Raw genomic sequence first — 22,636 nt, forward strand, 5'->3', positions numbered from 1 at the left:
CGACGATACAGGACACTCGGATGACGAACCCCACTGCAGCTGAACTCATCGCCCGCTCGAACCGTCTCGGTTCTGACCCGCGCGTCACCAATTACGCTGGCGGAAACACGTCGGCGAAGGGCACCGAAACCGATCCCGTCACGGGCGAGCCGGTCGAACTGATGTGGGTGAAGGGCTCCGGCGGAGACCTCGGCACCCTCACCGAGCCTGGTTTAGCGGTGTTGCGCCTCGACCGTATGCGCGCGCTCACCAACGTTTACCCCGGTGTTGAGCGCGAAGATGAGATGGTCGCCGCGTTCGACTACACGTTGCACGGCAAGGGAGGAGCTGCGCCATCCATTGACACCGCCATGCACGGACTTGTGGATGCCGCCCACGTCGACCACCTGCACCCAGATTCCGGAATCGCTATTGCGACCGCGAAAGATGGCGAGAAACTCACCAAGAAAGCATTCGGCAACAAGGTTGTGTGGGTTGACTGGCGCCGCCCCGGATTCCAGCTCGGACTCGACATCGCGGCCATCAAGGAGAAGAACCCGAAAGCGATCGGCTGCATTCTCGGTGGCCACGGCATCACTGCCTGGGGCGAGACCAGCGATGAGGCCGAGAAGAACAGTCTCTGGATCATCAAGACTGCGGAAGACTACATCGCCGCCAAGGGCAAGAAAGCCCCATTCGGTCGTGCCGTCACCAAGAATGCGGCCCTTCCCCAAGACGAACGTCGCACGAAAGCTGCCGCTCTGGCCGCCACGATCCGAGGAATCGCGAGCCACGACCGCCCCATGGTTGGCCACTTCACCGACTCCGACGAAGTGCTCGAGTTTCTAGCATCCGCCAATGCGCCCAAGCTTGCCAAGTTGGGCACCAGCTGCCCCGACCACTTCTTGCGCACGAAGGTGAAGCCACTGCTGCTCGACGTTCCCGCCAACGCGTCGGTTGAGAAGAGCATCGAGCGTCTCAAAGAACTGCACGACGAATACCGCAAGGACTACACCGCGTACTACAACAAGCACGCCACCGATGACTCCCCCGAAATTCGTGGGGCTGACCCGCTGATCGTGCTCATTCCCGGCGTCGGAATGTTCAGCTACGGCGCCAACAAACAGACCGCGCGCGTTGCCAGCGAGTTCTACGTGAACGCCATCAACGTCATGCGCGGCGCGGAAGCTCTCTCCACCTACGCGCCCATCAGTGACGCCGAGAAGTTCCGCATCGAATACTGGGCACTTGAAGAAGCCAAGCTGCAGCGGATGCCGAAGCCTAAGTCGCACGCAACGCGCATTGCCCTCGTCACCGGTGCCGCATCCGGAATCGGCAAAGCAATCGCTACTCGCCTGGCCGCGGACGGCGCCTGCGTCATCATCGCTGATCTCGACCTCGAGAAGGCTCAGGCTGCGGCCGCCGAGATTGGCAACAGCGACGTCGCAATCGGGTTGAAGGTCAACGTAACTGATGCTGCCGCGATTGAACGCATGGTGCAGGATGCTCTGCTCGCGTTTGGCGGCATCGATATTGTTGTGAACAATGCGGGCGTTTCGCTCTCGAAGCCACTGCTGGAGACCACTGAGCAGGATTGGGACTTCCAGCACGACATCATGGCCAAGGGTTCATTCCTCGTCTCGAAGGCCACCGCCCCGGTTCTCATCGAGCAGGCCATGGGCGGCGATGTGATCTATATCTCATCGAAGAATTCGGTATTCGCCGGCCCCAACAACATTGCGTATTCGGCGACGAAGGCTGACCAGGCCCATCAGGTGCGACTGCTTGCGGTTGAGTTGGGCGAGCACGGGGTGAAGGTCAACGGCATTAACCCTGACGGTGTGGTGCGTGGTTCCGGAATTTTTGCGGCAGGGTGGGGCGCCAACCGCGCCAAAACGTACGGCGTTGAAGAGGAAGATCTGGGCAAGTTCTACGCCCAGCGCACTATCCTCAAGCGTGAAGTTCTTCCCGAGAACGTCGCCAACGCGGTTTCGGTGCTCACGGGCCCTGACCTCAGTCACACCACCGGGCTGCACATTCCGGTGGACGCCGGTGTTGCGGCGGCGTTCCTGCGATGAACGCCACCGTTGCGGCAATTGACCTCGGTGCCACCAGCGGCCGGGTCATGCTCGGCCAGGTCAGCCATAACGAGCTCAGTGTTCGCCCGGTTGCGCGTTTTCCGAATGGTCCGGTGCGGCGTGACGATGGTTTGCACTGGGATATTGACGCTCTGTACACGAGTGTGCTCGCTGGGCTGGCTGCGGCCGTTCGCGAAGAACCACAGCTGTCAAGCATCGGTGTCGATTCGTGGGCGGTTGACTATGCGCTGATGTCTGGCGGGCGGATGATCGCCCCACCGTTTCACTACCGTGACGACCGCACCGCGGCCGGGGTCGAGCGGGTGCATGCTATCGCCAACCATGCGGAGCTCTACGCGTCGAATGGGCTGCAGTTCTTACCGTTCAACACGCTCTACCAGTTTGCGGCCGAGCCACACCTTGCCGCCGCTGACAGCTTTCTGCTGGTGCCCGACCTCATCAGCTACTGGCTGACAGGGCGCCAGGTTGCCGAACACACCAACGCGTCAACCACGGGGCTGCTCAACGTTGCGAGCGGCCAGTGGGATGACGCCCTCATCGAGAAGCTCGGATTGCCCCGCCGCCTGTTCCCCGAGCTTGTGGTCCCGGGCACGACTATCGGGCGGGTGCGCGACGAGCTCGGCATCCGTGCCGATGTGGTTGCTGTCGGATCGCATGACACCGCCTCCGCCGTCGTTGCCGTGCCCGCCACCAGCGACGACTTTGCCTACATTTCGTGTGGCACCTGGGGCCTGGTGGGTGTTGAACTCAATTCGCCCGTGGTGACCGAAGCGAGCCGTGCCGCAAACTTCACCAACGAGGGCGGTGTCGACGGGCGCGTGCGCTACCTGCACAACGTGATGGGCCTGTGGCTGCTGAGCGAGTGCGTGCGCGAATGGCAGAAGGATGACGCCAGTGTCGACCTTCTTCAGTTGTTGGCTGCGGCATCCGAACTCACCGTGACGGTGCCAACCTTCGATGCGAATGACCCCGGGTTCATGGCCCCCGACGGAATGCCCGAACGCATTGCCACTTGGTGCACCGAGCACGACCTCCCCGCACCGCAATCGCACGTGGAGTTTGTGCGCAGCATCATCGAAAGCCTCAGCGTTGCCTTCGTGGATGCCGTGCGAACGGCCTCAGTGCTGTCAGGCAAAACAGTGTCGGTCATCCATATCGTGGGTGGTGGTTCGCAAAACGAGTTGCTCTGCCAACTCATCGCCGACCGCAGCGGGATGCCGGTGCTGGCTGGGCCTGTTGAGGCGACCGCGATTGGTAATGTGCTGATTCAGGCGCGGGCTCAGGGTTTCGTCGAGGGATCGCTTGAGGCGCTGCGTTCACTCGTTGCGACCGCCTTTTCGCCGAAGCGATATCTTCCGCGTTCGCGCTAGCGTCAGGTCGGCGCTGTCTAGTTCTCGTCGAGCATCGGGTAGCTCAGGCCGATCTGTCGACGAATCTCATCGAGCGTATGCATGATCTGCACGCTCTCGCGCGGTGACAGAATGTCATTGCCGAGGTCACCGGCGGCCACAAGACGTTCGAGTTCTGCCGCCTGAAACTGCATCCCACGACCGGTGACGGTGCCATCAAATTCTTCGACGATAGTGCCGTCTGCATCAAAACGAGTGAACGTGGTCGGCTGGTACCAGGTCTCGTCGATCTCGATGCGGCCTTCGCTGCCGACGATCGCAGCGCGGTTCGACCCTCGCAGGTCGAGGGTGGTTTGCAGGACCGCTTGGGCCTCGTCGCCGTAGCTCAGAATCATCGACGTCTGACGATCAACACCGGTAGCAGTTTTGGTCGCGACAGCGACGACGTTCGTCGGCGTTCCGAGGATGTCATAGGCGAAGGACAGCGGGTAGATGCCAAGATCGAGTAGTGCCCCACCGCCGAGGGCCGGGTTGTTGATTCGGTGGAGCGGGTCTCGGGGCAGGTTCTGGTTGTGATCGGCGATCACGCTGCGGATGCTTCCGAGCGCACCGCTCTTCACTAGTTCGCGAATGCGCACCATGTGGGGCAGGTAGCGGGTCCACATGGCTTCCAGCACCACGAGCCCCAGTTCGGATGCCCGGGCAACGACGGTCTCCGCCTGGGCGGCATTCATGGTGAACACTTTCTCCACGAGCACGTGTTTGCCGGCATTCACCGCGAGCAGCGCATGCTCTTCATGGAAGGGGTGCGGGGAGGCGACATAGATCGCATCAACGTTGGGGTCGGCAACGAGCTCTTCGTAGCTCCCGTGGGCGGTCGGGATGCCATACTTCGTTGCGAACGCGGTGGCAGACTCCACGGTGCGGGAGCCGACGGCCGCAACGGTGAAGCCGTGCTCGATGAGATCACTGGTTTGCGAACTCGCAATCGATCCGGTGCCGAGAATTCCCCACGCTAAGCGATCCGTCATGCCATCTCCTTTGTTGCGCCCTAAAACATATCTGGTCAACATAGCAGGTCGCTATTTCACTTTGTTAGACATTCTGCTAGATTGTCTAACAATATAAACCAACGACGGAGGGTCCGGCAGTGATCGAGAACGCAGCAGTGCTCCCAGAAACGGTAGCCCAGAAGCTGAGGGCAGACATCATCGCGCAGCACGACGCACCCGGTGCCGCCATCACCGAATCCGCTGTCGCCCTTCGCTTTGGCGTCGCCCGCCCCACCGCCCGTATCGCGATCGATCGACTCGTCGCCGACGGCCTACTGCGACGCGAAGCCCACCGAGCAGCGCGCGTTCCCGTGCTCAGCTACGACGATGTCCTCGACCTCTTTGGCACACGGTCAATTGTCGAAGCCGCCGCCATGGCAGCACTCGCCGAAGGCGGCGCGATCCCCGCCGAAGCGCTCGCAGCGCACCGTGCGCTCACCGCAACCAATGACTTTGCGCACCACGACATCCAATTTCATCGTGCGCTTGTGGCGGGCCAGCCCAGTTCCCGCATCGCCCGGCTGCACGAACTGCTGATGGGAGAAATTGAGCTGTGCATTGGGCAGGTTCAATCAGCCCACCTGATCACCGCCCGCGAAGTCGCCGACCAGCACCAGGGCATTCTCGATGCGATCACCGCCGGGGATGCCGCCACCGCTGAGCGTCTCACCCGCGACCACATCCTGGGGGCGCGCGATCGCCTCCTTACCCACCTCGAGCGCACCAACTAAAGGCACACTATGGTCAAGCGTCAATTCCCCAATCCCGTTGAGCTTGCGAAGCTCATGAAGTTCAAGGCACCCGAACTCAACGGCAAGAAGCGTCGACTCGATAGTGCGCTCACCATCTACGACCTCAAAGCAATCGCCAAGCGCCGCACCCCCAAAGCGGCATTCGATTACACGGATGGCTCCGCCGAAGGCGAGATCTCACTGAGCCGTGCGCGCCAAGCTTTCGAAGACATCGAATTTCATCCATCAATTCTTCGTGACGCCTCTCACGTTGATACCACCACGAAAGTGTTGGGCGGCACCTCCGCGATGCCGTTTGGTATTGCGCCCACCGGGTTCACCCGCCTCATGCAAACCGAGGGCGAGATTGCTGGCGCGGGTGCCGCAGCGGCAGCCGGAATTCCGTTCACGCTCTCGACGCTGGGCACGACATCCATTGAAGCTGTGAAAGCCACAAACCCTGACGGTCGCAACTGGTTTCAGCTCTATGTGATGCGCCAGCGTGAAATCTCGTACGGTCTTGTCGAGCGTGCTGCCGCCGCCGGCTACGACACCCTCATGTTCACCGTCGACACCCCGGTGGCTGGTGCCCGCCTGCGTGACAAACGGAACGGTTTCTCGATCCCGCCGCAGTTGACCGCCGGCACAATCTTGAATGCGCTCCCCCGACCGTGGTGGTGGTTCGACTTCCTCACCACCCCACCGCTGGAGTTCGCCTCACTCGCCACCACCGGCGGCACCGTTGGTGAACTCCTCGACTCGGCCATGGACCCGTCGATTAACTACGACGACCTGCAGATCATCCGCGACATGTGGCCCGGCAAGATCGTCATCAAGGGTGTGCAAAACCTGGAAGACTCCAAACGCCTGGCTGACCTCGGTGTTGATGGCATCCTGCTCTCAAACCACGGCGGCCGCCAACTTGACCGGGCACCCATCCCATTCCACCTGCTGCCGAGTGTGGTGCGCGAAGTCGGCAATGACGTTGAGGTTATGGTCGATACCGGCATCATGCACGGTGCCGACATCGTCGCCTCCATGGCACTCGGCGCCAAGTTCACCCTCATCGGCCGCGCCTACCTTTATGGGCTGATGGCTGGCGGTCGCGAAGGTGTTGACCGCGCGATCGAGATTCTCTCTGATCAGATCGTGCGCACCATGAAACTGCTCGAAGTCACCAGCATCGACGAGCTCGAACCCAAGCATGTGACACAGCTGCAGCGGTTGGTTCCGCGCGGCTAACAGCGACAGGGCGCAACGCTCCGGATGGCTGCGTGCGTTGCTCGAGTTGGCATAGTGTTGAGCAACGTGAGTCAGAATCCCCCCGTTACCCCTGGGCCTGTGTGGCGTGCACCCGGAATGCCTGCGCTGCTCGTACTGACCGCAGCCGGCTTTGGTGGCTTCTCGGCGCTGCTTCCGGTTGTTCCACTGTGGGCAGTGAATGGCGGCGCGAACGAGGCTGGCGCTGGACTCGTGAACGGCTTACTGCTGCTGGCAACGGTTTTGACTCAACCGTTTGTGCCGCGACTGCTCATTCGGCTCGGGACCGGCCGAGTATTGGCCGCAGGCCTGGCACTGCTCGGTGTGCCACCGCTGCTGTTCCTCATCTCCGACGACCTCACCTGGATCCTGTTTCTCTCGGCCGTGCGCGGGATAGGTTTCGGTATCCTCACCGTGGCCGGGTCGACGGTGGTTGCCAATCTCGTCCCGCGCGCTCAGCACGGTGCCGCGATTGGGGCCTACGGTGCGGCGATTGCCGTGCCGCAGGTGATTCTCATTCCGGCGGGCCCGTGGCTGGCAGAGTCGGTCGGATTCTGGACTGTTTTTGCACTCGGCACCCTGCCAGTTCTCGGGATCAGTTCCGCACCGCGACTGGCCCGGATATTGCGCCAACAGGAAGCCGATCGTGCGCTTCGACCACCCACGGATACGACACCACTCCCGAACGGTGGCGGCAGCAGCAGCGGCGGCGCGTCACCATTGCGATTATTGGCGGGTAGCCTGCTCCGCCCCATGCTCCTGTTGGCCGGGGTCACTCTCGCCGGCGGTGCACTCATCACGTTCGCCCCGCAAATGAGCTCCGTTCCCGCGGCGACTGCCGGTGGGCTCGCCCTGCTCACTCTCAGCGCTGCGGTTACCCGATGGGGTATCGGGGGGCTAGCTGACCGGCATGGTGCGAAACCATTCCTGTGGCCGCTGGTCGTGATCTCCGTGTTCGGGCTCGTGCTCACCGCTCTGGCCGTTCAGAATCCGGATGACACCGGCGTGCTCCTCTTTCTTGCCGGGTTGACTCTCGTGGGTATCGCCTACGGCGGACTACAGAACCTGACACTCCTGCTTTCACTTGCCGCAGTGCGACGAGAGCAGTACGGCACTGCGAGCGCCGTCTGGAATATCGGCTTCGACCTGGGAACCGCCGTCGGCTCAGTTCTTATCGGCACCCTGGCCGCCGGGCTCTCCTTCCCGACTGCGGTGCTCGTGGCCGCGGGCATCTCCCTCCTGACGCTTCCGCTCGCTTTCCTGCGCGGGCCGCGCGGGCCGCGCGTCGACCGATAGCGGCTGCGAGCGGCACCCGTCGCGGCGTGGATGGCCCTTCCGCTCTTCGGGCTCAGCCAGAGCGCGGCTCTGATGCTGGCTGGCGGCTGGCGGCCTTCGCAAACTTAGGCGAGTCGCAGGATGCGTGCCCGCAGTTCTTGAGGTGTCGATTCGTGATGCTGGGCGGTGATCTTTCGGTGGGAGGGTGTCGAGCCACCCTCGGCAACCACGAGGATTGCCCGGGCGAGACTTGTGCGGTCCGCCGTCTTGAGGGCGGTGTCGTCGGCGTGCATTTCGAGCAGCAGGGCGACCTCCCTCGAAGCGTTGCGTGCGGTGGGCAGCCACGGCAGCGATGCCTTCCACGCGGTGAAGAGAATGAGCACGACATCGTGCCGCAATCGCACGTGCGCGCGCTCGTGCTCGATGACCGCGCGCAGTTCGTTCTCGTCGAGCAACTCGATCAACCCGGCGGTCAATACGGTGATCGATTTGAGGGCACCCGGCAGGCAGTAGGCCACCGGCGCGGGGCTGTCAATGAGGCGGGTGCCGGGGCGATCGCTCATCGGTTCGCTCAAGAGACTGATGAGCTGAGCGTGCCGCTGGCGGTCCCGCTCGGCATAAATGACGGTGACCAGAAGATTCAGCAGGAGGTGCACGGTAAGAAAGAGTGCGCCGGAGAGGGCGAGCAGCGACCACACGGAGGAGCCTGCGGGCAATTCATTATTGGTGACGAACATCCATATGCCATTTGCGGCATCCGGTAGATCAGTGGCGAACGTTGCCGCACCGAACAGCACTAGTGAGCCGATCATGCTGGTGCCGCCCACGAGGGCAACGAGCTGCCAGACGAGCAGCCCGAGGGTCGGGCGGCGGTAGGCCCACGCAGCCCCGGGAAGCAGTGCGGGCACAGGCCACGCCAGCAGCACCGCGACAAGGCCGAGGGCTACGGCAGCAACAAACACGACTAGCGTCCGGCGAGAATACGGCGGAGGGTTTCAGCCTCTTCGTTTGATACTTGCCCGACGAATCGTTCGAGAACCGCGGCCCGGTCATCCACTCGCCCCAACACTTCGTGCATGAGGTCGGCCATATGCGCCTCGCGACGCTCGGCCGCACGGTACAGGTGAGGGCGAGTCTCGCGCTCACGCACAACAAAGTTCTTGCTTTCGAGCCGAGACAGCACGGTGAGAATGGTGGTTGCCGCGAATTCGCGCCCCGAGTCTTGGGGTTCAGCAAGTTTGGCCTGAATGTCGTACGCCGACAGGCTTTCACCGCCTGCCCACAGCACATCCATCACGCTGCGCTCCAGCCCCCCCGACAAGTTCATGCCTCAATTCTACCTTAAGTAGAAATTGGCTGCACAACTGTGCCAGACTACTTCTACAAGACGTAGAAATTGCAGTGGAAGGCACGCAGTGGATCCCCTAGAAATCGCCAGATGGCAGTTCGGTATTACCACCGTCTACCACTTCATCATGGTTCCGCTCACTCTCGGCCTCGGCCCGGTCTTAGCCCTCATGCAAACCCAGTGGGTGCGCACCGGCGACGAGAAGTGGCTACGCATGACCAAGTTCTGGGGCAAGTTGTACCTCATCAACTTCATCATGGGTGTCGCCACTGGCCTCGTGCAGGAGTTCCAGTTCGGCATGGCGTGGAGCGAATACTCCCGTTTCGTCGGTGACGTCTTCGGCGCACCGCTCGCCATGGAAGGCCTCCTCGCGTTCTTCTTTGAATCCGTCTTCCTCGGCCTCTGGATCTTCGGCTGGGACCGCTTGCCGAAGAAGATTCACCTCGCGACCCTCTGGATTGCCGTTGCCGGTTCCGTGGTCTCCGCCTTCTTCATCATCGTCGCCAACTCCTGGATGCAGCACCCTGTTGGTGTTGAACTGGTCGATGGTCGCCCCGTCATGAACGACATCTGGGCCGTACTCACCAACAACACCGCCCTCGCCGCCTACTCACACACCATCATGGGGGCACTCGCGGTCGGTGCCGGCTTCGTCGTTGGCATCTCGTGGTACCAGCTCTGGCAGCGCCGTCGTGACGGAATCGACTCTGTGGATGCCGCGGGCCGTGTCGTCGTCGGCGAGAATGCCAGCATTGCTGGCCGCGATCGCGCCGATCACTCGGTGTGGCTGACGAGCATCCGCATTGCTGCTGTTGTTGCCATGGTCGGATTCGGTGGCGTTGCCATCACGGGTGATGTGCAGGCGAAGCTGATGTTTGATCAGCAGCCTCTCAAGATGGCGGCGGCCGAGGCGGCCTGCCAAGACGGTACGAGCTTCTCGGTGCTGTCAATCGGCAATCTGGGTTCGCAGAACTGTGACGACGTTGTGGGGATCATTGAGATCCCCGGAATTCTGTCGTTCCTCGCTCACGGAGATTTTGATACCGAAATCAAGGGTGTCAACACGCTCATTCCGGAGTACCAAGAGCTGTACGGCACGAACCTTCCCGATGACCCGCTGTACGGCGAGCGTGCGGGCATGGAGATCAACTATCTGCCCATCATGGAGGTCACCTACTGGGGTTTCCGTCTCATGATCGGTTTCGGAATGCTCGCGGCCGCATTCGCCGCACTGACGCTGTGGATCGTTCGCAAGGGCACCGTGCCGCGTTCGAAGTTGCTGATGGGAACAGCCCTGCTCAGCATCGCTGCTCCCTTCGGCGCCAATATCGCCGGCTGGGTCTTCACCGAGATGGGCCGCCAGCCCTTCGTCGTTGTGCCGAACCCCAACCCCAGTGGCGTTGACGGCGTGTTTATGTTCACCGCGGCCGCTGTCTCCCCCGGTGTCAGTGGTGAAGAGATCATCTTCTCGCTTGTTTCCCTTGCGCTCGTGTACGCATTCCTGTTGGTCTTCGAGATCAAGCTGCTGGTTCGGTATGTGCGCGGTGGCGTGGCGTCGGCGATGCCTGAGCTGGTGCATCCCGACGGCGACGGCCACGGCCACGACGACGGCCACAGCGACGGTGGCGACGGTGGCGACCCCAACAACCCCAACAACCCTGACAACCCCAACAGGCCAGATCGACGCGACGACGTTCTCGCGTTCGCCTACTAGAGAGCCGGGCACCCACTCATGGAACTTCTTCCCACAATCTGGTTCATCGCGATCGCCGCTCTGTGGATCGGCTACCTCCTCCTTGAGGGTTTCGATCTTGGGGTCGGGATGCTGCTGCTCTTCAGCACCCGCAGTGACAAGCAGCGCCGGCTTATGCTCAATTCCATCGGCCCCATTTGGGATGGCAACGAAGTCTGGCTGATCACGGCCGGAGCCGCCACGTTCGCTGCATTCCCCATGTGGTATGCGTCGCTATTTTCGGCGCTCTATATCCCGCTGACAATCGTGCTCGTGAGCCTAATCTTCCGTGCGGTTGCCATCGAATACCGCGGCAAGGGTTCCACCGAACGCTGGCGCATGTGGTGGGATCGTGCTCTTGGCCTCGGCTCGCTGGGTTCTGCTTTCGGTATCGGTGCGGCACTCGCCCTGACAACTACCGGCCTTCCGATCAACGAGAACGGTGACCGTGTCGGCGGCGCTTTCGCGTGGTTCACGCCCTACGCAGTCTTGGGCGGCCTTGCCGTTGTGGGGTTCTCACTCGTGCACGCTTCTGCATTCCTCGGCCTCAAAACAGACGGCGAGGTGCGGATGCGCGCCCGCACCTTCCTCGTGCGCTGGAGCCCAGTGGCCCTACTCCCCATCGTCGGCTGGGTTCTCGCCGTGCAGTTTCAGAACGGCACCCCCGTCACGTGGGGGCTCGTTGTGCTGGCTGTGATTGCGGTGGTGTTCGCCTGGATGAGTGCGCGATCCGGGCGTGAAGGCTTCGCATTCATCGGGATTGCCGCATTCTTGTTGGCGGGTGCGTCATCCATTTTTGCTGCGGTGTATCCGATTGTGCTTCCGTCGACGCTCGATTCGGCGTTCGATCTCACCATCTCGAACGCTGCCAGCGGCGAATATACTCTGATGGTAATGAGCGTCGTCACCGCGTTCGGCTTGCCGCTCGTCTTCCTCTATCAGGGGTACACCTACTGGGTGTTCCGCAAGCGCCTGAGCGAGCACCACATCCCGGAAGCGCACATTGTGACCCCGGCTGTAGCGTCGGCTGTAGCGCCGTCTTCTTCACCCCGCTAGAGTCGCAGCGTGGAGCGCACAACAGAACGCACTGCGGAGGTCATGAAGGCGAAACTCCGCGAACGGCTCGCCGCCGGTTTTGGTCCCGGCGGTGTGCACACACTGTTCGGATTGGGTGTGCTCGCGGCACTCAAGGGGCTCGCGCTCGTGCTCATGGCGGAGGCCATTGCTCGCGGTGTCGTCGGCGTTATTGAAACGGATGCCGCAGCATGGCAATTCGCGATCGGCCTGGGGGCGGTATCCGGGGTTCTGCGCGCAGTCACCGCTTGGGCGACAGAGAGTTTCGCCGCCCGCGCGGCACTCGGCGCTAAGGAGTCGCTGCGCCACGAGCTTGCCCAGCGTGTTCTCACGGGTTCCGATTCGCGCGTCGGTGCGAGCACAGCTATTGCCACGGTGGGCCTCGATGAGCTCGACAACTATTTTCGGGTGGTGCTGCCGTCGATTGTCACAACGGCGACGATTCCGCTGCTGATTGGTGCCCGCATCCTTTCGGTGGACTGGGTGAGCGCGCTCATCATTGTGTTGACGGTGCCGCTGGTTCCCGTGTTCATGGTTTTGGTGGGTGGCCACACGCGCGAGCGTGCCGAAGCGGCCAGCGCAAGTCTCGAACGTCTTTCTGATCACCTCGTTGAGTTGGCGCGCGGTCTTCCCGTGTTGGTTGGCCTCGGTCGGGTGGGGGAACAGTCGAAGGCTTTGCGTGCAATCTCTGTCGAGAACCGTACGACCACCATGGCGACGCTGCGCACCGCCTTCCTGTCGGCGCTCGTGCTTGAACTCATTGCCACAATTTCGGTCGCGGTTGTTGCCGTTTTTGTGGGTGTGAGGCTGGTGGATGATCAACTCTCGCTCACCGTTGGCCTCATCGCTCTCGTGCTCGCCCCCGAATGTTTTGCGCCCTTCCGTGAGCTGGGTGCCGCCTTCCACTCTTCAGAAAATGGTCTCACCGCCCTGCGCCGCGCGCGCACCATCATTGATGCCCCGCGGGCCCACGAACACCGGCAACTCGACGGCAATTTTCGTGTCGTTGACCTCACAATTGTGTATGAGGGCCGAGCGCTCCCCGCGGTCGAGGGGCTCAGTTTCACCGCCACCCCCGGCACCATCACGGCTTTGGATGGGCCAAGCGGCAGCGGAAAATCCAGTGTTCTTGAGGTGCTCGCCGGCAATCGCGAGCCCCGCGGCGGCAGCGTGTGGGGCGTTGATCCTGCCCGGGTGGCGTGGGTTCCGCAGCATCCACACACCGTCGCCGACACTGTGCTGGATGAACTGCGTCTCTACAGCGATAACGATCAGGCAATCAGTTCTGTGCTGGTTGATCTTGGCCTGTCCGGCGTTGCTAACTCCGATCCGCGTCAGGTGAGCCCCGGCGAGTTGCGCCGTATCGCGGTTGCGCGCGGGCTGTTGCGCGTCGACGCGGGAGCAACCCTGTTGCTGCTGGATGAGCCGACCGCTCACTTGGATCCGGCATCCGCGGCCCGGGTGGAGGCCGCCATTGCGGAGCTCCGGGGTGGGCCCGTGACCGTTCTCGTCGCGTCGCACGAGGCGGGCATTGCTGCTCTCGCCGATCAGGTCATTGCGGTGGGAACATCCGGTGGCACGCGTGCGGTGGAGTCGCGTGTTGACCCGCTTGCCACATCTCAGGAGTTGGATGATGATGCGGTTGCCGCGCCCCGCTCATCTGGTGCGACTCTCGCCAGCCTGCTCAAGTTTGTGCGTCCAGCACTGCCGACTCTCCTCGGAGCGATCGCTCTTGGTGTTGGGGCGAGCCTTTTCGCTCTCTCCCTGACCGCCATTTCGGGGTGGCTGATTGTGCGGGCCAGCGAGCATCCCCCGATCATGTATCTGTTGGTTGCCATTGTGGGGGTGCGCTTTTTTGGGATCGGCCGTGCAGCCCTGCGCTACGCTGAGCGCCTCGCCACCCACAGTGCGGTGCTGCGGTCGGTCATCGAGCTGCGGGTCGCTCTCTGGAATGGTCTCGGTGCTCGGGCTCTCGGCTCGCGGGCTCTCGCCAACGGTGGTGTTGCGCTCGACTATTTGGTTGCCGCGTCTGACCGGGTGCGGGATCTTGTTCCGCGCGTCGTGCTGCCGCCGGCGGTTGCGGTCGGCACGTCGCTTGCCGCGCTCATCGCGGTCGGGTTGCTGCATGCTCCGGCGGTTCCCGTGCTGTTGTGGGGCCTCGCGGTGGGGTTGATCGCAGCACCGGTTATCGCTGTCTGGGTGGACCGCTCGGCCGCCCACGGTATCGCCGAAGTTCAATCCCGGGTGGTGCGAGCCTTTGCTGCCATGACGGGGGCGGCCAGCGATCTGCGCGCCAACGGCGTCGGTGGGCGCATGCTCGGCCGCCTCGATCGCATCGATGCGGAAGCCGGAGCGCTCTCCCGCCGCAGCGCCCGCGCTCTCGGAATCGGCAACGCCGTTGTCGTGCTCGCCTGCTCCGTGACCGCCGTTGCCATGCTGCCCATTGCCGCACCCGCCGTCGTTGCCGGCACGTTGCCGATTGCCGTCGTTGCCGTGCTCGTGCTGATCCCGATCGGGCTTGTTGACTCGTTGATTGCGTTCGTCGACTCCGTGCAACAGTGGCCGGCGTTGAGTGCCGCACTGGCAAAGGTGCGCGGGGTCACTGCGGGGGCTGACGGGGCCGCGGGGGCTGACGGAGCTGGCGGTGGTGGAGCCGCGAGCGCAGACCGGCCACTGGCTGACGCCACTGTTCTTGAACTTCGTGGGCTGGGCATCCGCTGGCCTTCGAGCCCCACTCTGGCGTTCTCTGACGTTTCGGCTCGGGTCGAACGTGGCGAGTGGCTCGTGGTTGAGGGGCCGTCGGGGGCCGGCAAGTCGACGCTGTTGGCGGCGCTGCTGGGGTACCTTCCGGCTGCCGCTGGTTCGTGGAGTCTCGGTGGGGTGGATGCCCGTGAGCTCTCGCCGGAGCAGTTGCGCCGTGCTGTGACGTGGTGCCCGCAGGAGTCGCACCTGTTCGATTCGACGATTCGGGCGAACCTGCTGTTGGGTCGAGCGCATGATGATCAGCCGTCCGAGCAGGAACTGGTTGCGGTTCTGCGTCAGGTGGGTCTTGGCCCGTTGTTCGATTCGCTCGACCGGGGGTTGGATACGCGGGTCGGGTCTGCTGGTGAGAGCCTGTCGGGTGGGGAGCGGCAACGTCTCGCGGTGGCTCGCACTCTGCTGACCCGTGCCGATGTGGTGCTGCTGGATGAGCCCACTGCTCATTTGGATGCGGCAAGTGCTGAGCAACTTGTCGCCGATTTGCGGGTTGCTTTGGCCGACAAAATTGTGGTGCTGGTAAGTCACCATGCGGATGAGCGCCGCGACTTCGATGTGAGTGTGCGGTTGGGTGTGCGCGAGTCGGTTGGCGTTCTTTAGCCCTGCTGGGTTAGCGGCCTAACCGCCGAAGAGGTCGTTCGCGACGGTGCGATGCACTGACTCTGGGTTCGACGGGTGATAGATGCCGGCGAGCACGTCGCGCTGCAACCGGGCGAGTTCGCTGGTGTTGCGGAACGCGCCGGCCCCGGCCGAGCGCATGACCTGTTCGACGACGTGGCGGGAGGTTTCAACGCTGCGCTGTTTGAGGCCGGTGAGTTTGCGGAACCATCCCATGCCGTGATCGACGAGCCCATCTACGTCATTGACAACACTGTGGATTTGGGGTTCGAGGGCGTCGAGGGCGAGGGCGGCGTCGGCCATGCGCCACCGCAGGTCAGGGTTCTCGGAGTACTGGTCTCCGGTCATGGCTGAGCTGCGCTGCTGCAGTGCTTCGACGCCGAGTTGGAGGGCACGATCGGCGATTCCCGCATAGACGGAGGCGATGAGTGACAAGAAGTTGGCGAAGATTGCGAAGATGAAGGGGTCAGCGTTGGGGCCAACCGGGAGCACCCGGACAACGCGGTTGGCGGGCACGAAGGCGCCGTCGAGCACGGTGGTGTGGCTTTGGCTGGCCCGCATTCCGAGGGTGTCCCAGTCGTTGAGGGAGCGCCATCCGGGGCTGTCTCGTGAGATGAAACCGTGGACGAGGGTTTCGGTGCCGTCTTCGGCGGTGTGTTTGCCGAAGGTTCCGAGTTGGGTCCACGCTGGCGACAGTGAGGTGGAGACTTTCGTGCCGGTGAAGGTGTAACCGCCTTCGACGGTTTCGGCGGTGGTGAGGGAGTCCCACATGACGAGGTCGTTGCCGGGTTCGCTGAGGCCGAGGGCGAACACTTTTCCGGCTTCGGCATCGGCGAGTAGCCAGTCGAGGCTGGTGTCGCCACGTTCGTGGAGTGCCCAGGCAACGCCGATCCAGACGAGGTGCATGTTGATGCCGAGGGCGGTGGCGGGGGCGTAGGCGGCGAGTAGTCGTTGGTCGTCGGAGAGTTCGCGCAGGCTGCGCGGTTTCAGGTAGCCGACGGCACGCAACTCTTGCAGGTCTTCGGTGAAGAAGATGTTCTCGCGGTCGTAGCGTGCGGCGCGCGAACGGATGCGGTCAAGCAGTGCAGGGGTGAGAACCGTCATGGGTCAACGCTACTGTGCCGGGCTGCGCGCTATCTCTCCGACCCACTCGTTGAGTGTTGCCAGCGCTTCGGCAAGACCGATGCTGACTCCTGCTTGATCCGCAGGTTTTTGCCACGCCTTTGCCCAACTTTGCCACGAGATGAGTTCCGGCGGCCATGCGCGCGGCTTGAGCCCGAGCATCTCGGCCGAGACGATCAAATGCCTGATCGGTCTTCTTTGCGGCCGTGTTGACAAACGAGTTGAGAGCTGCTGTGTTCTTGGGTGGCGCCTCACGTGGAGGTAGGCCGTGGAAGGCGCCGGTCACAGGTTGGTCTCCAACTCGCTCAGTTCTGCGGCTGTTAGCTGCCCGCGCGCGCGCGCCGCTTCAATTGCCTGACGCAGAAGATGCCGTGGCACCTTTGTCGCGATGCCTTGCTCGATCGCCGTGAACACCGTGACGACAGGAATCCCTTCCCACCGGGTTCGTTCCCCTGGCGAAATGTGATCGCTATGCAGCTGCACACCAGTGATGCTTCTACGGACACGATGCTTTCCGACATTGACGTGGATAACCTCAGGGTTAATGTCGCAGAGGTCGTGCGCGAGCAGCGCAGTGTCGTGGGAAAGGATCGCGTCAGGCGCCCCGGTTGCCAGCACTGCGCGCATGTAGTCGTCGCGCTCAGTTTGAGGGAGCTCCGGAAACCGATAGAGCCCGTGCGAGACGCGTTCCAGCCTCGCCCGTGATGCAAGCTTGGCTAGTTCCACTGCCGAGAAACCCAGCTCTCGCACATCCTGAGTGGTGACGAATCCGTACTGTGTCGTGGCGATTGGCCAGAGTTCTGTTCGCAAAGTCATGGTTCCTCCGTTCCAAAACTATACCAAAATTGGTATAGTTTTGACATACCTGAGCGAGCAGGGTTCAGATCGGTTCTCGCTACCACGCGAACCGGAACAACCTCGTGATTTACAATTCCGACGGAAGCGAAGTCACACTCACTGCCAGATTCTTGGGTGCCGCTCCAAGAGTACGAGCGGCGACCACGAGGTCAACTCGCTATCGGCACAACGTTGGGCTGTGGTTTCTGGCGCTCGTTCCACAGGTCGTAGCTGGTCTGCATGCCGAGCCATAGCTCTGCGCTGGTGCCGAGCAAGATTCCGAGGCGCACAGCCATGTCCGCTGTGACTGATGCATGACCGTTGCGGATGCGCGACAGAGTCGCCCGCGTAACGCTAAGTCGTCGAGCGACTTCGGCGAGACTGATGTCGCCGAGGTAATCCTCCAGCAACAGGCCGGGGTGGGGAGGGTTATGCATGCTCATTGTTCTTGACCCTTTCTTAGTCAACGCTCGGCGCTAGGCGCTCTTCTGCAGCGCGTCGGCGTTCTCGGCCTTGCTCAGTTGTTGCACACGTTGGGGCGAAAGCCCCAGCACGATTCCGGCGTCTTTGTAGGTGAGGCCTTCTGCGCGAAGGCTTGCAACGGCTCGTCTTGCGTAGGCAGCCGCTTCCGCACTTTCTTTGCGGGCTGCCGCCTCAAGTACTTTCGCTCGTTCCCACGAAACGCGAGCTTCGCCCGGTATCTCGACATCGAGAGCAACATCGAACGAATCGGGCTTAGCGTCCAGCCAAAGCCCAATTACCTCTCGAGCGACTTCCTCGATCTCAGTCGCACTGCGCGCCTGGCCCACGGTATCGAGTTCGGGCACTTGCACGAACCACCAGCGGCCATCTTTGCGAGCAGTGACGTCGTATGTCTTTCGGTTCGCCATGGTTGTTCCCCTATCGCCAGTTTTGCGGGGTCTCCGGCAGCTTTTTCATCAGTTGCCCAACGACTCCCGCGCTCACTTCCCCGTGGCGCGGTATCGATTCTCTTACTGACGCGTCGGGCAGTCCCCACATTTCGTGGCTACCCTTTGCGCCCCGAAGGAAGACCCAGCCATTTGCCTCCACTACCTTGATGACATCTCGGTACTTCTGCGGCTTCTCGCGTAAGCTTGGTCTAGCCCCACTTGATTTTTCCATCAAGCCCCACTAGACGAAATGGTGGACTCACGCTCTACCGCGTACCGCGGCGCCATCGACTCCATCTGTTCCATGACCAACTTGATGGCTTCGGGCTGCTTGTCTGGCGGGTACCCGTTGAGCACGAGGAGCCGTTTGATGGAGGAGCGCAGTTTGGCGCGCACGTCGTCGCGCACGGTCCAGTCGGTTCGCACATCACGACGCATCACTTGTACGAGACCCCGTGCAATGTCGGCGAGTTTGCCTCCACCTTGCAGGTCGACGGCGGATTCGTTTTGGGTGACGGCGTCGTAGAAGGCCCGCTGGCTCACCACGTTGTTGCGGGTGGCTTTGGTTGATTCTTTGGTGAGCATGACGCGCCCTTCTCAATAGAGCCAGATCTCGGGATGCAGGCTCGCCGAGTAACCCGACAGCGCGAGAAGGCAGTGCGGGGCGGGCCACAACGGCACCGCCCCGCACGTATGAGCCGGCACCCCCCATTACAAAAATCGCTCAAATGTGTAACACTCATTTACACCCGAATTACCGTTTTACCCGAAACACCCGAAACACGGCAACACCCGAATCACGGCGACACCCGAATCATGGCAACACCCGAGCTAGCGCCAACACCCCAAGCATCACCCGCTATAACCCACCTTGCAGTCCCCCGAACTAGCAATATCTCGCCGAGTACGCACTCGCCCTTGCATTCACCCATCAAGGACCCCTCATGGCCAACCATGCGAAAATTCCCGTAGAAAGTTCTTCCTCCCCCACCCCCACAGCAACCCGCCGTCGCGATCGTGACCGCGGTCGCGAATCAGCCAAAAAGTTTCGCACCACGTGGCTGCTCTCACTGCTGCTCGGAACCCTCGCAATTGATCGGTTCTATCTGGGCAAAGTCAGCACCGGCATACTGAAACTCATCACCCTCGGTGGCCTCGGAATCTGGACCCTAATCGACCTCATCCTCGTGCTCACCGGAGCACAAAAAGACAAACTGGGTTACCGTCTCGCCGGCTACGAACAGAACAAAACACTCGCCGTGATTGTCACCGGAATTCTTGTCGCCCTCTCTCTCACCGCCGGGGTCATCAACGCCGGCACCATCGCGAGCACCATCGCCAACACAGCGGCCAGCCAACTCGCCCTGATGCCCAACAGCAGTGCACCCATCACCGACGAAACCTCCACCGAGACAGACCCCACACGAAGCTGGGCGGATGACATCTTCGGCGCCTTCGACACCGTCACCGAAAAAGGTACCGGCGATAGCCTCATCGCCCTCCCCGAAGGCGCAAGAGCCGGAATCGTCACCGCAACCCATGACGGCGGTGGCAATTTTGCGCTCAGCCCAGTCGACACCAACCACTCCTCCACCGGTGACCTCCTGGTCAACACCGTCGGCACCTACACCGGCACCACCGTCTTCGGCTTCAGCCCCCTCGGCGACGCCACCACCCTCCAAGTCACCGCTAATGGCAACTGGCGCATCACCATCGCGCCCCTCTCCGCCGCGCCCGCGCTCGGTGCAACCGGAACAGGCGACGCCGTCTACCTGTACACCGGCGAAACCGCGACACTGAGCGCAACCCACGACGGCAGAAGCATCTTCTCAGTAGTCGAAAAGACCACCCACACGGGCTCGTTCGGCCTCCTCATCAACGAACTCGGTGCCTACACCGGAACGGTGCCACTCAGTTCTGGGCCCTCCGTCGTCAGCGTCACCGCCGACGGCAACTGGACCCTCCAACAAACTTTTTAGGCTCGGATGCTGGACTGGCCGCCGGGCAGAACCCGCTTCACCACATCCATCAGCGTCAGCACCCCCACCAACGAATCGGCGAGCTCCACCACAGCCAACTGCACCCGACGCTCCCGCATCTGACGCAACACCTCATAGACCGGTGCCGACTCAGAAACCCTAAATGCGGGGCGAGCAAACGACGCAGCCAGCTCATCATCCGGAGCCAACAGGGTGTCACGCACGTGCACCACCGACGACACCGTTCCCGCAGCATCCATCAGCAGAATACGCAAGTGACCAGACCGTTCGGCGATCGACCGCACCTCAGCAACCGTCGCGCCGACCGACACTGAGGTGGGCGCCCCATCCGAAGCCACCATGCCACCAGCAGTGAGCGACTGAAGGGCAATTACCTCAGAAATTTGGGTGCGCAACGCCGGCTCAAAGACGCCCGCCTGCGTGGAGTACTCCACCAAGTGGCGAATAGTTTCCGCATCGCGGCCCCCCACCGCAGCCTTCTCAACCGGTTGCACCCCACTGCGAAGAACCAGAGCATTCGCGATGCTATTGATCCACCTCAAGAAAGGTCGGAATGGCCAAATAAAGGCGCGGGCAGGAATACCGATGATCGTTGCCGCGAGCTCCGGATGCGCGATTGCCCACGACTTGGGAACCATCTCGCCAACCACCAGATGCAGGAACGTCACCAGCAGCAGCGAAAGCGCGAACGCAGCACCACCCGCAAGCCACTCGGGGGCACCCCACGACGCAAAGAGCGGACCAAGCCAGCCATCGACGAACGGCTTCGTGATCGCACCCAGCGCAAACGTGCACGCTGTGATGCCCAACTGTGCACCGGCCAGCATGATCGTCAGCTCATTCATCCCGCGAAGAGCAGCACGCGCCGACGCACTCTCCGGCGCAGCCGCCTCGATCCGATGGCGCCGCGCGCCCAACAGAGCAAACTCAATCACCACAAAAAAAGCACTCAGCCCGATAAGAGCAACAGTGACAAGAATGACAAGCCCGGCGCTCATCGACCCACCTCTTCAAGGGTCACCCGAACAGTGCGGGGCACATGCCGCTCAATTTCCACAATCTCAATCTCGAGGGTGCGCGCCAACTGCACCTCTTCGACAACATCGGAGCCCACAACGGGAAGCTCCACCAGAATGACCTCGCCAACCGCAGGAAGCCTGCCCGCGGTCGCGATCACCAGACCCGCAATGGTTTCGTAGTCGCCACGGGGAACGTCGCGGCCGGTAACCCGCTCCACTTCATCAATGTGCACATCACCATCGATAACCCAGGCCCCCTGGGCATCCATCTCAGCGCCCGCAACATCGTGCGGGTCATGCTCGTCGGCAATCTCGCCGACAAGTTCTTCAGCAAGGTCTTCAATCGTGACCACCCCCGCGAATCCCCCATACTCATCAATCACACAGGCAAGCTCATTGCGAGTCTGCAACAGATTCTCCAGAGCATCCGTCAGCCGCATGAGCGTCGGCAACACCAGCGGTTCGCGCATAATGGTGCTCACCGGGCGCCGATCATTAGTTGCGGCACCGAGCACATCGGCCATATGCACGACACCCACAAGCTCATCGCGCTCACTGAGCACCGGGTAGCGAGTGTGAGAACTCGCCATGAGAACGCGCACCTCATCCACCGTGGTGTCAGGCCTCACCGCATCAACGCGCACGCGCGGGATCATCGCATGCTCAACGTCACGATCAGGAAAATCGAGAATGCGACCAAGAAGCACCGAAAGCTCCTCGGGGAGATCGCCACTGACCCGGGAATCCTCAATAATGTGTTCGAGATCCTCCGAAGTCGCACTCGAATCAACATCGTGCACGGGCGTGACCCGCAGAAGCCGAAGCACCGCATTGGAGGAGGCATCGAAGAATCGGATGAGCCAGCCAAAGACCGTCAGATAGATGAGCGTTGAGCGGGACAAGCGACGCGAAAGCGGCTCGGGGCTGGCGAGAGCAAGATTCTTCGGGTAAAGCTCGCCGAAGATCATCTGCACCACCGTCGCCAACAGAAGAGCGCCGACAATGCCGATCGTGATGCCAATGGCGGTCGGCACCCCAGCACCACCCAGCAGTATGCCAATGGATTCGCCAATGAAAGGCTCAGCCACAAACCCCACGAGCAGACCGGTAACAGTAATACCCAGCTGTGCGCCTGAGAGCATGAATGAAGTGCGGCGGGTGACCGCAAGCGCTCGCCGAGCCGCCACATCCCCCGTTTCGGCGCGAGAACGCAGCTTGGCGCGATCCACCGACATGTAGGCGAACTCTTGGGCGACAAAATAGCCATTTGTGGCGATGATGGCAGCCGTGAGCGCGAGACCCAGCAGAAGAACGAGAAGTGCAGTAATCATCGAGCGATCACCACACTCGCAATGTGGTTCTCAAGGTACTGATTGGATTATGGCTGGATTCGTCGTTGGATGACGAATCAGTCAGGGTGTGCACTTAGTTAGTCGACGCCTCCGAAATGGGTGAAGTTTTATCGTAGCGATA

The 22,636-nt window shown here is 62.0% G+C and carries 20 protein-coding genes and 1 pseudogene; 9 read left to right on the forward strand and 12 right to left on the reverse strand.

Translation table 11 applies throughout. From position 1 onward, the window contains the following. Positions 1-20 precede the first annotated feature (20 nt). Both FB472_RS06335 and FB472_RS06340 read left to right on the forward strand, forming a co-directional pair. Positions 21-2,057: a bifunctional aldolase/short-chain dehydrogenase gene (locus tag FB472_RS06335; RefSeq protein ID WP_141990192.1), complete on the forward strand. Its 2,037-nt coding sequence runs from the start codon at positions 21-23 to the stop codon at positions 2,055-2,057. Next, positions 2,054-3,448 carry a rhamnulokinase gene (locus FB472_RS06340; RefSeq protein WP_141990193.1) on the forward strand — a complete coding sequence of 465 codons (1,395 nt, stop codon included), beginning with the start codon at positions 2,054-2,056 and terminating at the stop codon, positions 3,446-3,448. Before FB472_RS06335 ends, FB472_RS06340 begins: the two co-directional genes overlap by 4 nt. A 17-nt stretch (positions 3,449-3,465) precedes the next feature. Here FB472_RS06340 and FB472_RS06345 read toward each other — a convergent pair whose 3' ends face one another. Further along, a complete protein-coding gene (locus FB472_RS06345; RefSeq protein WP_141990194.1) occupies positions 3,466-4,458 on the reverse strand; it encodes a Gfo/Idh/MocA family protein in 993 nt (330 codons plus the stop codon). A 119-nt stretch (positions 4,459-4,577) separates the two neighbouring features. Here FB472_RS06345 and FB472_RS06350 point away from each other — a divergent pair, with 119 nt between their 5' ends. The 3 genes from FB472_RS06350 (at position 4,578) to FB472_RS06360 (ending at position 7,766) form a co-directional block, all read left to right on the forward strand. After that, positions 4,578-5,210: a GntR family transcriptional regulator gene (locus FB472_RS06350; RefSeq protein WP_141990195.1), complete on the forward strand. Its 633-nt coding sequence runs from the start codon at positions 4,578-4,580 to the stop codon at positions 5,208-5,210. A 9-nt stretch (positions 5,211-5,219) separates the two neighbouring features. After that, the gene (locus FB472_RS06355; RefSeq protein WP_141990196.1) at positions 5,220-6,452 is read left to right on the forward strand and encodes an alpha-hydroxy acid oxidase; all 1,233 of its coding nucleotides are present in this window, start codon (positions 5,220-5,222) and stop codon (positions 6,450-6,452) included. 66 nt (positions 6,453-6,518) lie between these two features. After that, positions 6,519-7,766 (forward strand): MFS transporter, encoded by a 1,248-nt coding sequence (locus FB472_RS06360; protein WP_246078112.1) that lies wholly within the window; start codon positions 6,519-6,521, stop codon positions 7,764-7,766. Positions 7,767-7,870: 104 nt separating this feature from the next. Here FB472_RS06360 and FB472_RS06365 read toward each other — a convergent pair whose 3' ends face one another. Next, on the reverse strand, positions 7,871-8,707 hold the full coding sequence (locus FB472_RS06365; RefSeq protein ID WP_141990197.1) for a M56 family metallopeptidase: 837 nt from the start codon (positions 8,705-8,707) through the stop codon (positions 7,871-7,873). Between the two features lie 2 nt (positions 8,708-8,709). After that, positions 8,710-9,072 (reverse strand): BlaI/MecI/CopY family transcriptional regulator, encoded by a 363-nt coding sequence (locus tag FB472_RS06370; RefSeq protein WP_141990198.1) that lies wholly within the window; start codon positions 9,070-9,072, stop codon positions 8,710-8,712. A gap of 88 nt (positions 9,073-9,160) precedes the next feature. Here FB472_RS06370 and FB472_RS06375 point away from each other — a divergent pair, with 88 nt between their 5' ends. The 3 genes from FB472_RS06375 to cydC are packed head-to-tail and all read left to right on the forward strand — an operon-like array spanning position 9,161 to position 15,256. Next, a complete protein-coding gene (locus FB472_RS06375) occupies positions 9,161-10,807 on the forward strand; it encodes a cytochrome ubiquinol oxidase subunit I (RefSeq protein ID WP_141990199.1) in 1,647 nt (548 codons plus the stop codon). An 18-nt stretch (positions 10,808-10,825) separates the two neighbouring features. Next, positions 10,826-11,881, forward strand: a complete 1,056-nt coding sequence (cydB, locus tag FB472_RS06380) for a cytochrome d ubiquinol oxidase subunit II (protein WP_141990200.1) — start codon at positions 10,826-10,828, stop codon at positions 11,879-11,881. A gap of 9 nt (positions 11,882-11,890) precedes the next feature. Next, positions 11,891-15,256 carry a thiol reductant ABC exporter subunit CydC gene (gene cydC / locus FB472_RS06385; protein WP_246078113.1) on the forward strand — a complete coding sequence of 1,122 codons (3,366 nt, stop codon included), beginning with the start codon at positions 11,891-11,893 and terminating at the stop codon, positions 15,254-15,256. Positions 15,257-15,274: 18 nt separating this feature from the next. On the opposite strand, the gene FB472_RS06390 is transcribed toward cydC, so the two are convergent. The 7 genes and pseudogenes from FB472_RS06390 to FB472_RS06420 all read right to left on the reverse strand — a co-directional run. After that, positions 15,275-16,378 carry an acyl-CoA dehydrogenase family protein gene (locus tag FB472_RS06390; protein WP_141990201.1) on the reverse strand — a complete coding sequence of 368 codons (1,104 nt, stop codon included), beginning with the start codon at positions 16,376-16,378 and terminating at the stop codon, positions 15,275-15,277. Positions 16,379-16,387: 9 nt separating this feature from the next. Further along, positions 16,388-16,576: a hypothetical protein gene (locus tag FB472_RS06395; RefSeq protein ID WP_141990202.1), complete on the reverse strand. Its 189-nt coding sequence runs from the start codon at positions 16,574-16,576 to the stop codon at positions 16,388-16,390. A gap of 102 nt (positions 16,577-16,678) precedes the next feature. Continuing rightward, positions 16,679-17,212, reverse strand: coding sequence for a type IV toxin-antitoxin system AbiEi family antitoxin domain-containing protein (locus tag FB472_RS06400; RefSeq protein WP_141990203.1), 534 nt, complete (start codon positions 17,210-17,212; stop codon positions 16,679-16,681). Positions 17,213-17,403: 191 nt separating this feature from the next. Further along, complete coding sequence (locus FB472_RS06405; RefSeq protein ID WP_141990204.1) at positions 17,404-17,676, reverse strand: HigA family addiction module antitoxin; 273 nt, start codon at positions 17,674-17,676, stop codon at positions 17,404-17,406. 33 nt (positions 17,677-17,709) lie between these two features. Continuing rightward, entirely contained in the window at positions 17,710-18,123 is a 414-nt protein-coding gene (locus tag FB472_RS06410; protein ID WP_141990205.1) for an antitoxin HicB, read from the reverse strand. A 10-nt stretch (positions 18,124-18,133) separates the two neighbouring features. Then, complete coding sequence (locus FB472_RS06415; protein WP_141990206.1) at positions 18,134-18,376, reverse strand: type II toxin-antitoxin system HicA family toxin; 243 nt, start codon at positions 18,374-18,376, stop codon at positions 18,134-18,136. After that, positions 18,376-18,675: pseudogene (locus tag FB472_RS06420) on the reverse strand (type I restriction enzyme endonuclease domain-containing protein); the annotation flags it as partial. The pseudogene FB472_RS06420 and the gene FB472_RS06415, both read right to left, overlap by 1 nt. 413 nt (positions 18,676-19,088) lie before the next feature. Here FB472_RS06420 and FB472_RS14170 point away from each other — a divergent pair. Continuing rightward, on the forward strand, positions 19,089-20,123 hold the full coding sequence (locus tag FB472_RS14170) for a TM2 domain-containing protein (RefSeq protein WP_215730395.1): 1,035 nt from the start codon (positions 19,089-19,091) through the stop codon (positions 20,121-20,123). Here FB472_RS14170 and FB472_RS06430 read toward each other — a convergent pair. After that, positions 20,120-21,142 carry a CNNM domain-containing protein gene (locus tag FB472_RS06430; RefSeq protein ID WP_141990207.1) on the reverse strand — a complete coding sequence of 341 codons (1,023 nt, stop codon included), beginning with the start codon at positions 21,140-21,142 and terminating at the stop codon, positions 20,120-20,122. The genes FB472_RS14170 and FB472_RS06430 overlap by 4 nt on opposite strands. Then, positions 21,139-22,494 carry a hemolysin family protein gene (locus tag FB472_RS06435; protein WP_141990208.1) on the reverse strand — a complete coding sequence of 452 codons (1,356 nt, stop codon included), beginning with the start codon at positions 22,492-22,494 and terminating at the stop codon, positions 21,139-21,141. The genes FB472_RS06430 and FB472_RS06435 overlap by 4 nt, the downstream gene beginning before the upstream one ends. Between the last annotated feature and the right edge of the window lie 142 nt (positions 22,495-22,636).

The sequence above is a fragment of the Rhodoglobus vestalii genome (assembly GCF_006788895.1).
Taxonomy (GTDB): domain Bacteria; phylum Actinomycetota; class Actinomycetes; order Actinomycetales; family Microbacteriaceae; genus Rhodoglobus; species Rhodoglobus vestalii.